This is a genomic window from Stenotrophomonas sp. Steno-Z4 (assembly GCF_056393145.1).
On the sequence record NZ_JBWJPC010000007.1, the window covers coordinates 98867 to 114469 of the forward strand.

Annotated in this window: 10 protein-coding genes; 9 read left to right on the plus strand and 1 reads right to left on the minus strand. The window is 66.8% G+C overall.

The window, feature by feature from the left end; genetic code table 11:
- The first annotated feature begins 75 nt into the window (after positions 1-75).
- The 4 genes from AC06E7_RS16160 to AC06E7_RS16175 all read left to right on the plus strand — a co-directional run bounded on the left by AC06E7_RS16160 (position 76) and on the right by AC06E7_RS16175 (position 4605).
- Complete coding sequence (locus AC06E7_RS16160) at positions 76-1674, plus strand: calcineurin-like phosphoesterase C-terminal domain-containing protein (protein WP_478065327.1); 1599 nt, start codon at positions 76-78, stop codon at positions 1672-1674.
- A gap of 125 nt (positions 1675-1799) precedes the next feature.
- Complete coding sequence (locus tag AC06E7_RS16165) at positions 1800-2816, plus strand: glucokinase (protein WP_478065385.1); 1017 nt, start codon at positions 1800-1802, stop codon at positions 2814-2816.
- A gap of 50 nt (positions 2817-2866) precedes the next feature.
- Complete coding sequence (locus AC06E7_RS16170) at positions 2867-3865, plus strand: glycosylasparaginase (protein ID WP_478065328.1); 999 nt, start codon at positions 2867-2869, stop codon at positions 3863-3865.
- A 2-nt stretch (positions 3866-3867) separates the two neighbouring features.
- Positions 3868-4605 (plus strand): copper homeostasis protein CutC, encoded by a 738-nt coding sequence (locus tag AC06E7_RS16175; RefSeq protein WP_478065329.1) that lies wholly within the window; start codon positions 3868-3870, stop codon positions 4603-4605.
- A gap of 387 nt (positions 4606-4992) precedes the next feature.
- On the opposite strand, the gene AC06E7_RS16180 is transcribed toward AC06E7_RS16175, so the two are convergent.
- Entirely contained in the window at positions 4993-8073 is a 3081-nt protein-coding gene (locus AC06E7_RS16180) for a TonB-dependent receptor (RefSeq protein ID WP_426805867.1), read from the minus strand.
- 354 nt (positions 8074-8427) lie between these two features.
- On the opposite strand from AC06E7_RS16180, the gene AC06E7_RS16185 reads away from it, so the two are divergent.
- From AC06E7_RS16185 to AC06E7_RS16205, 5 genes are all read left to right on the plus strand, one after another.
- Complete coding sequence (locus tag AC06E7_RS16185; RefSeq protein WP_478065330.1) at positions 8428-10890, plus strand: GH92 family glycosyl hydrolase; 2463 nt, start codon at positions 8428-8430, stop codon at positions 10888-10890.
- A gap of 72 nt (positions 10891-10962) precedes the next feature.
- Complete coding sequence (locus tag AC06E7_RS16190; protein WP_093534539.1) at positions 10963-12030, plus strand: LacI family DNA-binding transcriptional regulator; 1068 nt, start codon at positions 10963-10965, stop codon at positions 12028-12030.
- Between the two features lie 43 nt (positions 12031-12073).
- Positions 12074-13384 (plus strand): L-fucose:H+ symporter permease, encoded by a 1311-nt coding sequence (gene fucP, locus AC06E7_RS16195; RefSeq protein ID WP_426805865.1) that lies wholly within the window; start codon positions 12074-12076, stop codon positions 13382-13384.
- Positions 13385-13391: 7 nt separating this feature from the next.
- Positions 13392-14390 (plus strand): carbohydrate kinase family protein, encoded by a 999-nt coding sequence (locus tag AC06E7_RS16200; protein ID WP_478065331.1) that lies wholly within the window; start codon positions 13392-13394, stop codon positions 14388-14390.
- A complete protein-coding gene (locus AC06E7_RS16205) occupies positions 14387-15580 on the plus strand; it encodes an AGE family epimerase/isomerase (protein WP_478065332.1) in 1194 nt (397 codons plus the stop codon). The genes AC06E7_RS16200 and AC06E7_RS16205 overlap by 4 nt, the downstream gene beginning before the upstream one ends.
- Positions 15581-15603 lie beyond the last annotated feature (23 nt).

The following is a 15603-nucleotide window of genomic DNA, read 5'->3' on the forward strand; positions in this document are numbered from 1 at the left end:
ATTTAACGTCGTTGAAACGGGCCACAGGGGATGATGTGCGGCTTTACAATCGCCCACCTCCAACGGAACGCCCCGATGACCCGCACTGCTGCCTGGCTGGCCTGCCTGCTGTTGATGTCCGCACCTGCCTGGGCCAGCGAGGCGACCGTGACCGGCAAGGTCTACCAGGAGCGCGACGGCAAGCCCGGTCGCGGTCCGACCGACCCGGCGCTGGCAGGGGTGCAGGTCTCCAACGGTGAGCAGATCGTGCGCAGCGCCGCCGACGGCAGCTACAGCCTGCCGGTGCGCGATGGCCAGACCGTGTTCGTGATCAAGCCCGACGAGTTCCGCTTCCCCGCCGCGGCCAACGGCATGCCCAGCTACTGGCGGCACTACGCCCCGCAGGGGTCGCCGCGGTTGAAGTACGACGGCATCGCCGCCACCGGCGGCAATGTGCGCAACTGGGATTTCGCGCTGGAGCCGGTCAAGGACGCCGATGCCGCACGCGCCGGCTTCGAGATGCTGGTGTTCACCGATTCGCAGGCCGCCAGCCGCCAGGACGTGGGCTATTACCATCGCGCCATCGTCGAACCGATCATCGGCAAGCATCCGGCGCGGCTGGGCACCACGCTGGGCGACATCGTCAACGACGATCTGTCGCTGTACCCGCAGATCAACAAGGCCACCGCACAGCTGCAGGTGCCGTGGTTCCATGTGCCGGGCAACCACGACCTGGACATGGATGCCGGCGATGACCGCCATTCGCTGGACAGCTGGCGCGCGGTCTATGGCCCGGACACCTACGCGGTGGAGGAGGGCGGCGCCAGCTTCGTGTTCCTGGATGACGTGGTGTATGACCCGACGGCGAAGCCGAAGTACGTCGGCGGCCTGCGCCCGGACCAGTTCACCTTCCTGGCCAACTACCTCAAGAGCGTGCCGCGTGACCGCCTGCTGGTGCTGGGCATGCACATTCCGCTGTTCGATGCCGCGCCGGGCCGCGAGACCTTCCGCCACGCCGACCGCGCGCGCCTGTTCGCCCTGCTCAAGGATTTCCCGAACGTGCTGGTCCTCAGTGGTCACAGCCACACCCAGCAGCACTACTACCACGGTGCGGCCGAAGGCTGGCAGGGCAGCAAGCCGCTGCATGAGTACAACGTGGGCGCGGCCTGCGGTGCGTTCTGGTCAGGCGTGAAAGACAGCAGCGGCATTCCAGATGCCACCATGAGCGACGGCACCCCGAATGGGTACGCAGTGCTCTCGGTGAAGCCGGGTGGCGAGTACGGCCTGCGCTATTACGTGGCGCGCGCGCCGGATGATTACCAGATCGCCCTGCACGCGCCCAAGGTGCTGCGCAAGGGCGCCTACCCGGCCTGGGGCGTGTACGCCAATGTGTTCATGGGCCAGGCCGACACGCTCGTGGAGTATCGCGTCGACGATGGCGCGTGGCAGAGCATGAAGCGGGTGGAGCAGCCGGACCCCCGCCTGGTGGTCGAGAACGTCGCCGACGACACCGCCGAACGCCTGCGCGGTTTCGACCGCTCGCCCGAAGCCACGCCCTCGCCGCACCTCTGGCGCGGCGCGCTGCCGACGGATCTGGCCGCTGGCGCCCACAAAGTGGACGTTCGCGCCGTCCACGCCGACGGCCCCACGGCAACGGCCAGTACCACCTACCGCCTGCAGGTAGCCAACCCGTAACGGTCCAGGGCGCACACCGCAATACGCCCAGGTACGGCAAACCCCGGCTTTGCAAAGCCAACACGATCACCGAAAATCCCGGCAATGACATCGAATCCACCCAAGGCCTGCGCGTGAGCGTTGCAATACCGTTCCCGGACGCGCATCCGGTCCACCCGCGCGCGGGTTCCCAAGGCGACACGTTGATCGTCGCCGATGTCGGAGGTACCTACGCACGCCTCGCCCTGGCCGACGTGGTGCCCGGCCAGGCGCCGCGCATCCGCAACCTGCGTCGTTTTGCCTGCGCCGAGTTCCCCAGCCTGGCGGCCATCCTCGCCGCGTTCCGGGCTTCGCAGCACCTGGCTCCCGCCACCGCCGTGGTCGCCATCGCCGGATTGCTGGAAGGCGACCACCTGGTCAACACCAACCTGCCGTGGCCGGTTTCGGTGGCGGACACGCGCCGGGACGCAGGGCTCGCCACGCTGGACCTGATCAACGATTTCGAAGCCGTCGCCTATGCGATTCCGCACGTGGCAGCGGACACCCTGGTGGCGTTGAACGGCGAGCCAGCCAACGGCAACCGCTGGCCGGCCCTGGTGCTGGGCCCGGGCACGGGGCTGGGCGGCGCACTGCGCTTCGAGGCCGGTGCACGCGCGGTGCTGGCCAGCGAAGCCGGGCATGCCGCGCTCGGCGCCGGCACCGCACTGGAACTGCAGGTGCTGCAGCAGATGCTGGCGCGCTGGGACCACGTGGACAACGAACGCATCCTGTCCGGCAGCGGCCTGATGAACCTGTATCCCTGCCTGTGCGGCATTCGCGGGGTGGAACCGCAGTGGACCACGCCGGAAGCCCTGATCGCCGCCGCGCACGCGGGCGACGACGCGCTGGCGGTCGAGACGATGGAGGTGTTCTGCGGTTGGCTGGGCAGCCTGGCCGGGGACCTGGCGGTGACCTTCGGGGCGCGCTCGGTGTACCTGGCCGGCGGGATCTCCAGCCACGTGGCCCGTTTCCTCGACGATGGCCATTTCCGCACCCGTTTCCTGGCCAAGGGCGTGATGCGCCGGGTACTGGAACAGGTGCCGGTATGGCGGGTCGAACATGGCGAGTTGGGCGTGGTGGGCGCGGCCGTATGGCACGCCGAACATCGCTGCGCGGCCGCATAAGCATTTTCCCGGCCCTCCCGGGCTGGTTCATGGCGTTGGGAGAGCAACCAGTGACTGATCGTAGACAGTTCCTACAGGCCGGTGCATTGGCCGCAGGCGTGATGGCGTTTCCGCGCGTGCAGGCCAAGGCCAGCGGGCGCGCGCGGGTCGTTTCCACCTGGGATTTCGGCGTAGGCGCCAACCAGGCTGCGTGGAAAGTGTTGTCCACCGGCGGCAGTGCGTTGGATGCGGTGGAAACCGGAGCGCGCTGGGCGGAAAGCGAACTGTGCAATCCGACCGTGGGGCGCTGCGGCAACCCGGACCGCGACGGGGTGCTGAGCCTGGATGCCAGCATCATGTCCGGCGACGGCCGCTGTGGTTCGGTGGCGGCGCTGAGCGAGATCCTGCACCCGGTATCGGTTGCCCGCAAAGTGATGGAACAGACCCCGCACGTGATGCTGGTAGGCGAGGGTGCCCAGCAGTTCGCGGTGCAGCAGGGCTTCAAGCGCGAAAAACTGCTCACTCCGGCCGCGGAAAAAGCCTGGCAGGAGTGGTTGAAGACCGCGCAGTACACCCCCGAGATCAACGCCGAACGGCGCACGCGGCCAGGCGACAGCAGCAACCACGACACGCTTGGCATCCTCGCCATGGATACACAGGGCCAGCTGGCCGGCGCCTGCACCACCAGCGGCATGGCGTGGAAGCTGCATGGTCGGGTAGGTGACAGCCCGATCATCGGTGCCGGCCTGTACGTGGACAACGAGGTGGGCGCGGCCACCGCGTCGGGCGTAGGCGAGGAAATGATCCGCAACGCAGCGTCATTCCTGGTGGTGGAACTGATGCGCCAGGGCCGCTCTCCGGCAGAAGCCTGTCGCGAAGCGATCGCACGGGTGGTGCGCAAGCGCCCCGAAGCCAGCAGGACGCTGCAGGTCTGTTTCCTGGCCATGGACCGCAATGGTGAGGTCGGCGCGTACGCACTGCATCGCGGTTTCGTCTACGCGGTATGCGACAAGGATCGCCAGGACGACCTGCGCGATTCGGCCTCGGTATACACCAGCGAGCAGACCTGAGCATGCAGCGGCGCACCCTCGAGATCGCCTCGAACTCCGTTGCATCGGCCCTGGCGGCGCAGCAGGGCGGCGCCGACCGCATCGAACTGTTCGACAACCTGGCCGAGGGCGGCACCACGCCGTCCCACGGCAGCATCGCGGTGGCGAGGGATCGGTTACGGATTCCGCTGTTCGTGCTGATCCGCCCGCGCCCGGGTGACTTCCGTTACGACGCCCTCGAAACGGACATCATGCTGCGCGATATCGCACAGTGCCGGCAGCTGGGGTGCGACGGGGTGGTGATCGGCGCGCTGGATACAGACGGCAACATCGACACCGCGCTGTGCCGCGAACTGGTCGCGGCCGCCGGCCCGCTGGGCGTCACCTTCCACCGGGCATTCGACGCTGCGCGCGACCTGGCGACCGCGTTGGAGCAGGTGATCGCGCTGGGCTGCCAGCGGGTGCTGAGTTCCGGTGGCCAGGCCAGCGCGGAAGCGGGTAGCGACATGCTGGCCAGGCTGGTCGCCCAGGCAGGTGAGCGCCTGTCGGTCATGGCTGGCGCGGGTATCGGGCCGGGCAACATCGCCAGCATCGCGACGGCCACCGGATGCCGTGAACTGCACGCCTCTGCAAAGGCGATCCGCGTCTCGGGCATGCGTTATCGCAATGCCAACCTGCGTGGCCTGGACAACGACTGGACGCAGACGGATGCCAACATCGTGGCTGGGTTGCGCGCTGCGCTGGACGGTATCGTCTCGTAAGGCAACAGCAACAGCAGCGTCTTCAATGCTACGAGCAGGGAGGCAGTCGGGCAGCCCCTTACGGGACACGCCGTAAACCCATCCGTGGGGGCTTGGCAAAAACATCCATGTTTTTTGACAGTCCCTACAGGGGCTACCCGCCTGCCTCCCCGACGGATTGCGTGTGCGGTTGGCTCAAGCAGCCACGCAGGGCGTGGCTCTACGAGGGTGCAAGCCGCTAGGGCGGGGTAGGGTCGGTTCCCAAACGACTGCCGTGAAACACACCGCGCCCAGTAACGCATGAAAATAATCGAAGTCGACGCCCAAAAAAAAACGACAACCGCCTATGAAAGCGCGGTTGCCGTGGAGGAGCGTTTCCCCTGCCCGAAGGCAGGGTTGGGTTGACGCTTAGAACTTGTAGGTCGCGCCGAAGTACAGCTGGCGGCCCGAGTACAGGCTGGAGATCAGACGGGCATCGGTATCGTTGCCGAGGTGGACGCGCTGTTCTTCCTTGGTGGCATTCAACACGGAGGCGGTGAAGGTCAGCGCGTCGGTGAAGTTGTAGGCCACGTTCAGATCGAGCTGTGCGTACGGCTCGGTGTACTCGGTCATGCCGCCGTTCAGGCCACCGACCACTTCACCGCGACGGTTGTACGAGGCACGTGCCAGGAACTTCTCGTTCTCGTAGAACACCGTCACGTTGGCCTGGTTCTTGGCGCTGCCGACCAGCGGCGACGAACCGATGCTTTCACCGTCGAGCACGATCGAGGCCAGGTTGGTGTCGTTGTAGGTGTAGTTGGCCTGCACACCGAAGCCCATGTCGAACGTGTACTGACCGTACAGCTCCACGCCCTGCGACACGCCATCGCGGCCGTTGGCCTGGGTCTCGTAATCCTGCACCGTGACCGACTCGCCGCCGACCACCATCTGCACGTCACGCACCACCGGCACGGTGAAGTTGTCCACGTTCTTGCGGAACAGGCCGATACCCGCGACCGCGCCCGGCTTGAAGTACCACTCCAGGCCCACGTCGAACTGGGTGGCCTCGAACGGCTCCAGGTTCTTGTTGCTGCCGTGGCCCTGCCAGCCTTCCTGCGGCGCGCCACCGGCGACGCGACGGTCGTTGACGTACTCGGCGCTGTAGTAGCTCAGTGCGCCCGGTGCGGCAATGCTGGTGTAGCTCGGGCGCGCGATCACCTTCGACGCCGCGCCGCGCAGCACCAGGTTCTCGGTGATGTCCCAGGCGATGTTGAAGCTCGGCAGGAAGTCGGTGTAGGTCTTGTCGGTGCCGATCAGCTCGAACGACTTCTGCCGCGCCAGGCTGTCAGGCAGGCGGACGAAGCCGCTTTCGCAACCGTAGGTCGGGAACGCTGCCGCCGCCGGGTCGGTACACGACATCGGCGCACCGGACGCATTGTCGAGGAAGTAGTCGTTGAAGCGTTCGATCGCATCGCTGGACTGTGCGAACTGCTCGGTACGCACCACGCGCAGGCCGACGTTACCGCGCAGGCGGTCGGTACGGAAGTTGGCCTGGAAGTAGCCGGCGTAGACCTTCTCGTTGACGTTGTAGACGAAATCTTCTTCGGTGCGGTTGTGCGAACCGCCGTAGCGGTCGTTGAGGTAGTTGATGTACGCGGGGTAGTTGATGCCCGGGAACACGTTGGCGTTGAAACCGCCGTTGATGCCGCTGATCGGGTTGGACAGGAAGAAGCCCGGCTGCGCGATACCGGCCGTGTTGTCGCAGCCCGCCTGGTAGCGGTTGTTGTCATAGTCGGCGGGGTCGGTGCCCGGGCAGACCCAGTACGTGTTGCCGGTATTGCGGTGGACCTTGCCATCGCTGTACTTGGCGCCGAACTGGAACGAATCCAGCCAGCCGGTCTCGAACAGCTTGGTGAAGTCGGCCTGGAAGTGGTTCTGCTTGATCTCGGTCTGCATCCACGACGAATCGGTCGAGCCGGTGTCCACTTCAGCAATGCCGTTCATCAGCTGCTGCTGCAGGTCGGGCGAGAACGTGGCCGACGGCGTGCCGGTCAGGTCCCATGCCGAGTACTGGTTGCCGGTCTGCCACACGCCATCGACACGGCGGCGCGGCTTGGCCGACATGCGGAACTTCATCGACGGGCCACCTTCGGACCAGGTGCGGCCGCCGCTGAAGGACGCCTTCCACAGCGGGCTGATGTCCCAGTCGACGCTCAGGTCGGCGGTCTGCGACAGCGCCTTTTCGCGGCTGTAATCGCCGGTCAGCTGCGGGGTGGGGATGGTGCAATCGTCCGGACCCCAGCCACCCGGCGGCAGGCCGGCGGCGGCAGCTTCGTCTTCACTGCAGTAGTAGGTCTTGCCCGGGATCTTCTCGAACTGCGCGCCGGTGACGATGGAGCCGCTGGGATCCATGGTCAGGCCGTTGAGCAGGCGACCGCCGGCCCAGTTGCCGTCCTGGTTGTAGCGGGCCATGTTCCATTCCGGAATCTTGAGCATGTTCTGGGTGTAGTCACCCTCCAGCTCGAAGCGGAAGTAGTTCGCCGTCAGCGTTACGTTGTCGGTCGGCTTGAACTGGAAGGTCAGCTGACCGCCCTTGCGCTGGCGCTCTTCTTCCTTGACCGCGAAGTTCACCGAGGTCGGCATGTAGAAGTCGGTGTAGTTGCGGCCGTTCTGGTCGTTGAAGCCGGAGTTGCCCCACCAGTAGTTGACACCCCCCTGGTTCATGTCATTGCCGAACACGTCGCGCGCAGTGGTGTCGGTGCCATACCACTGGTAGTTTTCCGTGGTGGCTTCCATGGTGCGGCTGGTGCGCTTCTGCTGGGTCACGCCGACCAGCACGCCGAAGCGCTCGTCGTCGCTGTGCCAGGAGTAGAGCGCCGACGCCTGCGGGTCGACGTCGCGGCTGTTGTCCGAGGAGGTGCCTTCCAGGGTCACGTAGCCGGAGTTGGACTCCATCTCCAGCGGGCGGCGGGTGTGCAGGATGACCGTGCCGCCGATGCCGCCTTCGTCGATGCGCGCTTCGGGCGACTTGAACAGCTCGGCGCTGGACAGCATGTTCGACGGCAGCAGGGTGTAATTGAACGAACGGCTCGCCTCGTCATTGGTTTCCGAGGTGGCGATGTAATTGCCGTTCAACTGGGTCAGGGTCAGGTCCGGGTCCAGACCGCGCACGCTGACGCTCTTGCCTTCGCCGCCGTCACGGGTGATCACCACGCCCGGCACGCGCTGCAGCGAATCGGCGACGTTCTTGTCGGGGAACTTGCCCACGTCTTCGGCCGTGATCACTTCGACCACGGCGTTGGCGTCGCGCTTCTGCTGCAGGCTCTTCTCGATGGCGTAGCGGTAGCCGGTCACCTGCACGCTGTCGAGCGTGGTTGCCGAGGGGGTCTCGGACGGGGTGGTGGCCTGCTGGGCGAACGCGGCGGCCGGCACGAAGGCGGCGGCGGCCAATGCGAAGGTGATGGCGGCCGACAACGCGTCGCGGCCGTGTTTGCGGGACATCTGGTTCATTCCACTCTCTCCCTTGGATTGAAGCGTATGGCTGACACGTTGTATCGATCTAAATTCGGAGGCCGAATTGGCGTGGGGTTACAGGGCTCCACGCCCGCCGTGGCCGGTTCTGTGACGGTTTGGAGTTGGATCGATCTAAACCGCTGGCGGCGAATTTTTAACACGGCCGGGCCCGGGACGCATGCTGCTGCGCAATATGGACGGGGAGGGGGCAGATGTGCCTATGGCCCCTGGTGGGTGGTCTGTTATGTTGCGCCGCAGAATGCATCCCGCAATTTGTCCATGGTTTACTTAAATCGATCTAAATTCACGTCGTCGTGACTTTGGAGCGATCCAAACCATAGGACCCACTGCATGCGCCGATTGCCGTCCCGCCTTGCCCTTCCGCCCCTGCGCCGCCCGCTGGCGGGCCTGGCCTGCCTGGCCGTGCTGGCCTTCACCCCGATGCTGCAGGCCGCCCCGGCCGCGCTCGAGCGGGAGGTCAACACCTTCATCGGCAGCAAGGATGACGGCAATACGTTCCCGGGCGCCTCGGCCCCGTTCGGCCTGATCCAGGTGAGCCCCATCGGCGAACACTATGCCGGCTGGCGCTATGACGATCCCAAGATCCGCGGCTTCGGCCATTCCTTCCTGTCCGGCGCAGGCTGCTGGGAGCAGGGCGGCCAGGTCTCGGTGCTGCCGGTGACCGGCACCATCGGCCCGGGCGGTGATTTCGATACCGACAACGCCAAGAGCTTCGACCACAAGGCCTACGCCTCCGGTTACACCCACGAAGGCGAAGTCGGCCAGGCCGGCTACTACAAGGTGCGCCTGACCAGCTACGGCGGCATCGACGCCGAAGCTACCGCACGCACCCGTGCCGCCGCCGAGCGCTACACCTTCCCGGCCGACGCCGGTACCGGCCACGTGCTGGTCAACGTGGGCCAGGCCAACGAGCGCCATTCGGTGATCGGCAGCGTGATCGACGTGGTCGGCGACCGCGTGGTCGAAGGCAAGCTGGTCACCAAGAGCTTCTGCGGTGGCCACCAGTACACCACCTGGTTCCGCATCGAATTCGACCGCCCGTTCAAGGCCCATGGCACCTGGGGCGAGGGCGGTGGCCTGCCCGGCGCCCGCCATGGCATGGAAGGCGAGCTCAAGCCCAGCGGTGCGTGGCTGAGCTTCGACCTGTCCAAGGGCCGCGCGGTAACCGCGGTCAGCGCCATTTCGCACGTGGATGCCGACGGCGCACGCGCCAACCTGCGCAGCGATGGCATGCAGGATGGCCGCCTGCTTGGCTTCGAGCGCATGCGCAGCCTGTCGCAGCAGCAGTGGCGCAAGGAACTGTCCACCGTGCGCGTGGACAGCAAGCATGCCGACGACCGCACCGTGCTCTACACCGCGCTGTACCACGCGCTGCTGCAGCCGCTGACCGGCAGCGATGCCGACGGCCGCTACCGTGGCTACGACGACAACATCCACCGCGCCGAGGGCTGGACCTATTACGAGTATTTCTCGCTGTGGGATACCTACCGTGCGCAGAACCAGTGGCTGGCGCTGACCCGCCCGCAGGTGACCAGGGATATCGGCCGCAGCCTGCTCGCGATCAACGAGCAGGGCGGCTGGCTGCCGCGCTGGGGCTACGCGAACTTCGAAACCAACATCATGACCGGCGACCCGGTCACCCCCTTCATGGTCGACCTGTGGCGCTTCGGCGCGCTGGCCGGGCGCGAAGGCGAGGCCTACACCGCACTGCGCCGCAATGCGTTCGAACTGCCGCCGATGAACTCGCGGCATGCCGGCCGCTCGGGCAACCCGGGCTATGTTGAGAATGGCTACGTCGCCTACGACCGCGCCTTCCCGTCCAAGGGCATGGATGTCGATCCGCACCACGGCGGCTCGGCCACCCTGGAATACGCCCTGGCCGACTGCGCGCTGGCACAGATGGCCGATGGCCTGGGCCATGCCGACGATGCCGGCGTGCTGCGCCAGCGCGGCCGCAACTGGCAGAAGGTGTGGGACCCGAGCGTGCGTGACGAGGAAACCGGCATGAGCGGCTTCCCGCGCCCGCGCATGGACGATGGCAAGTGGTACCTGCCGGCCGACGGGCATTACAGCCCGCGCTCGCACCATGGGTTCCATGAAGGCACGGCATGGCAGTACCAGTGGCTGGCCCAGCAGGACATCCCCGGCCTGGTCCAGGCCATGCACGGCCGCGAGAACGCCGGCAAGCGCCTCGATGCGTTCTTTGCCTACGACGCGCTGCTGCAGTCGCCGCTGCAGGCCGCCCGCAAGGAATGGGTGGTGGGCCCGTACAGCTACTACAACCAGTACCGCTACAACCCCAACAACGAGCCGGACCTGCACACCCCGTGGATGTACACGCTGATCGGCCAGCCGTGGAAGACCGCCACGGTGGTGCGCGCCGCGCAGCAGCTGTTCACCAACGCGCCCAATGGCGTCACCGGCAACGATGACCTGGGCACCATGTCGGCCTGGTACCTGTTCAGCGCGCTGGGCCTGTACCCGGCGGTGCCGGGCAGCGGCGAGTTCCTGCTGCATACCCCGCGCTTTGCCAAGGTCGAGGTCGACCTCGGCCAGGGCCGCACGCTGCGCCTGCAGGCTCCCGGTGCCGACGGCCGCAAGCTGCAGTACGTGCAGGGCGTGCAGGTCGATGGCCAGGCGCATGCCCCGGTGTGGGTGGACTGGAACCGCCTGCAGCAGGGCGGCACCATCGCCTACACCCTGGGCGATACCGCACCGGAAAGCGGTTGGGGTACCCAGGTCGACGCCCTGCCGGTGTCGTACTGCGCCACTCCGGGGGCCGCGCTGGAATGAGCCCGCCGGCCGCGATCCGTTGACCGATGTGATCGTTTAGGCTTGCAGGACCATGAGGACGCCGACGCCACGATGAAAAAGGACACTTCCGCTGCCAAGGGAACCCGCGCCAGCACGCCCCGTGCCGGTGCCGCACGTGCGGTCACCGTGACCGACATCGCCGATGCCATCGGCGTGTCGCGCGCCACGGTGTCGCTGGTGCTGCGGGGCAGCCCGCTGGTCAATGTCGACACCCGCGCGCGGGTGGAAGCCGAACTGCGCCGGCAGCGCTATGTGTACAACCGCGGCGCAGCCAACCTGCGCCGGCGGACCTCGACCAGCGTGGCACTGGTCATCAACGACCTGTCCAACCCGTTCTTCGCCGAATTCGCGTCCGGTGTAGACGAGGCGCTTGGCGCGAAGGGCTACGTGACCCTGCTGGGCAGCACCGGTGAATCGCCGGTGCGGCAGCAGGCGGTGTTGACCACGCTGATGGAGCACACCCCGGCCGGCCTGATCCTGTCGCCGGCCGAAGGCAGCGATGCCACCGAAGTGCGCCAGGCCGTGGGCTATGCCAACGTGCTGCTGTTCAACCGCGAGCTCAAGGGCGGCGACTGGGATTTCCTCACCCTGGACAACCAGCAGGGCGCTTACCTGGCCACCCGCCACCTGATCGAGCAGGGCCATCGCCGCATCGCCTTCTTCGGCGGCCATGCCGAGTCCAGCTCCTGCCACCAGCGGCGTACTGGCTACGCGCAGGCCTTGGCAGAGGCGGGGTTGTCGGTGAAGCCGGACTGGCTCATTGAATCGGCGCCCAACCGGTTGGAAGCCGCCGCGCGTTCGGGCGAGCTGTTTGCCGGCGACGTGCCCACCGCAGCGGTCTGCTACAACGACACGGTAGCCTTGGGCCTGATGCTGGGCCTGGCCTCGCGCGGCGTGCAGCCGGGCCGCGATTTCGCGGTGACCGGGTTCGATGACATTTCCGAAGCAGCGGTGGCGTTGCCGCCGCTGACCACCCTTACCGTCAATCCGCGCGAGCGCGGCCGCCAGGCGGCCGAACTGCTGCTGCAGCGGCTGGACGATCCCACCGCCGCACCGCGCCATACCGTGGCACCGGTGCAGCTCCGTATCCGTGACAGCAGCGGTCCCGCCGTCGGCTGATCCCGTTCCCTTTCACCTGCCCGCACACTGAGGCGCGTTACGCATGCCCATTTCTCCAACGCATCGCCTGCCCACATCGTCATCCACCGCGCCCGTGGTCAACACGCGCATGGCGTTGGCGGTGGCCACCACGATCTTCTTCATGTGGGGGTTCCTGACCTGCCTCAACGACATCCTGATTCCGCACCTGAAGGCGGTGTTCGAACTGAACTACGCCAAGGCGATGCTGGTGCAGTTCACCTTCTTCGGCGCGTACTTCCTGATGTCGCTGCCGGCCGGTCGGCTGGTGGCGCACCTGGGCTACAAGAAGGGCATCGTGGCCGGCCTGGCCATCGCCGCCGTTGGCGCGCTCGGCTTCTGGCCGGCCGCCGAACTGCGGGTGTATGAAGCCTTCCTTGGTGCGCTGTTCGTGCTCGCCACCGGCATCACCGTGCTGCAGGTGGCGGCCAATCCGTACGTGGCGCTGCTCGGCCCGGAACAGACCGCCTCGAGCCGCCTGACCCTGGCGCAGGCGTTGAACTCGCTGGGTACGGCGATCGCGCCGATCTTCGGCGGCCTGCTGATCCTCGGCAACACGGTCAAGAGTGCCGATGAACTGGCCGCACTCGGCGCGGCCGAACAGCTGGCCTACCGCACCCAGGAAGCACAGTCGGTGCAGGGCCCGTACGTGGGCCTGGCGATCGCGCTGGCGCTGCTGGCGGTGTTCGTCTACCTGTTCCGCCTGCCGGCGTTGAATGAAACCACCGAACAGGCCGACCCGGTCAAGCACACCCTGATGGATGCGCTGCGCCACCGCCATGTGACCTTCGGGGTGCTGGGCATCTTCTTCTACGTCGGTGCGGAAGTCTCGATCGGCAGCTTCCTGGTCAATTACCTGTCGATGCCGAACATCGGCGGCCTGACCGAACAGCAGGCCACCGGCTACGTGTCCGCCTACTGGACGATGGCGATGATCGGTCGCTTCGCCGGCTCGGCGATCATGACCCGCTTCTCCCCGCGCCTCCTGCTTACCCTGTTTGCCGCGGCCAACGCGGTGCTGCTGGCAGTGACCATGGCCACCGAAGGGCAGGTGGCGATGTACTCGGTGGTGGCCATCGGCCTGTTCAACTCGATCATGTTCCCGACCATCTTCGCGCTCAGCATCGAGCGGCTGGGCGCGCTGACCAACAAGGCCTCCAGCCTGCTGATCATGGCCATCGTCGGTGGCGCGATCATCCCGTTCCTGCAGGGCCTGCTGGCCGACCGCATCGGCCTGCACCTGTCTTTCATCCTGCCGTTGCTGTGCTACGGCTACATCCTCTTCTACGGCGTGTGGGGCTCGCGCCCGCGCGCCGGTTTCAGCCAGGGGGGCTGAGCGCGTCATGACCAAGATTGTTTGTTTCGGCGAAATTTTGATCGATCTACTTGCGCAGCCGCCGGCCACGCCGGACACGCCTCGCGCGTTCCTGCAGTACGCCGGCGGTGCCCCTGCCAACGTTGCCGTGGCCGCCGCGCGGCTCGGGGCGGACACCCATTTCGCCGGCATGCTCGGCCAGGACATGTTCGGCGACTTCCTTGCCGAGAGCCTGGCCGGTGCCGGGGTCGCCACCGACTGCGTCGTGCGCACCGACGCGGCCAAGACCGCGCTGGCATTCGTGGCGCTGGACGCGCACGGCGAGCGTAGTTTCAGCTTCTACCGGCCGCCGGCCGCGGACCTGCTGTTCCGCGCCGAGCACTTCAGCCCGGCCTGTTTCGACGGCACCCGCAGCTTCCACGTGTGCTCCAACAGCCTGACTGAAGCGTCGATCGCCCAGGCCACGCTCGACGGCATGCAGCGCGCACGTGCGGCCGGCGCGATGGTCAGCCTGGACCTTAACCTGCGCCCGGCGCTGTGGCCGGCCGATGTCGACCCGACCGCGCAGCTGTGGGAAGCGCTGGTGCTGGCCGACCTGGTCAAGCTCTCGCGCGAGGAACTTGAATACCTGGCCGCGCCGCTGGGCGCCGACGGCAATGCCGTGGTCATCCAGCGCCTGCTGGCCGCGCATGCGCAGGCCGTGGTGGTCACCGATGGCGCGGCCCCGATGCGTTGGCACACCCGCCATGGCAGCGGCGTGGTCACCGGCTTCCAGGTGCCTGCCGTGGACACCACCGCCGCAGGCGATGCGTTCGTAGGCGGGCTGCTGTTCGCGCTCGGTGAGCGCGGTGCCGATGGCGATGCGTTCGTCGACTTCTGCCGCGACGCGGCCGGGCTGCAGGACGCCATCCGTTTCGGTGCCGCCGTCGGCGCGCTGGCCGTGACCCGCAAGGGCGCGTTCGCCGCGATGCCGAGCTTGGCCGATGTCCAGACACTGCTGCAGCAACAACAGGAAACCGCCGCATGACCACCGCCATTCCCGCCCAGCCTGATTTCCGTTCGCCGGAATTCCTGCGCGCGCACATCGCGCAGAGCATGGCGTTCTACCAGCCGCACGAGATCGACCCCAACGGCGGCTTCTTCCACTACTACCTGGACGATGGCACGGTCTACGACGCCAGCCACCGCCACCTGGTGAGCAGCACCCGCTTCGTGTTCAACCACGCCATGGCCTACCGCGAATTCGGCAAGGCAGACGACCTGAAGGCGGTGGAGCACGGCATCCGCTACCTGCGCGAGGTGCACCGCAACCCGGTCACCGGCGGCTACGCCTGGACCCTGCGCGACGGCGTGGTCGAAGATGCCACCAACCACTGCTACGGCGTGGCCTTCGTGCTGCTGGCCTACAGCTGCGCGCTGAAGGCCGGCATCGGCGAAGCACGTGCGTGGATGGATGAAACCTGGGCGCTGCTGGAAACGCGCTTCTGGGAACCCCAGTTCGGCCTGTACAAGGACGAAGCCGACGCCGACTGGAACTTCAGCGACTATCGCGGCCAGAACGCCAACATGCACATGTGCGAAGCGATGCTGGCCGCGTTCGAGGCCAGTGGCGAAGCCCGCTACCGCGACCGTGCGCTGCTGCTGGCCGACCACATGACCCGCCGCCAGGCGGCGCAGGGCAACGGGCTGGTCTGGGAGCACTACGACCGCAACTGGCAGATCGACTGGAACTACAACCTCGACAACCCCAAGCACCTGTTCCGCCCGTGGGGTTTCCAGCCCGGCCACCAGACCGAGTGGGCCAAGCTGCTGCTGATCCTCGACCGCCATGTGCAGGCCGACTGGCTGGTGCCAACCGCGCGCCACCTGTTCGATGTTGCCGTCGAGCGCAGCTGGGACGAAGCGCGCGGCGGCCTGTACTACGGGTTCGCACCGGACGGCAGCGTGTGCGACGACGACAAGTACTTCTGGGTGCAGGCCGAATCGCTGGCCACCGCGGCGCTGCTGGCCGCGCGTACCGGTGACGCGGTCTACTGGGACTGGTACGACAAGCTCTGGGCGTACGCCTGGCAGCACATGATCGACCACCAGTACGGCGCGTGGTACCGAATCCTGGATGCGGACAACCGCAAATACAGCAACGAAAAGAGCCCGGCCGGCAAGACCGACTACCACACCATGGGCGCGTGCTACGAAGTTCTCAACGTGGTGCGTTGAGTTGACCTTACAGTGAGGCGATG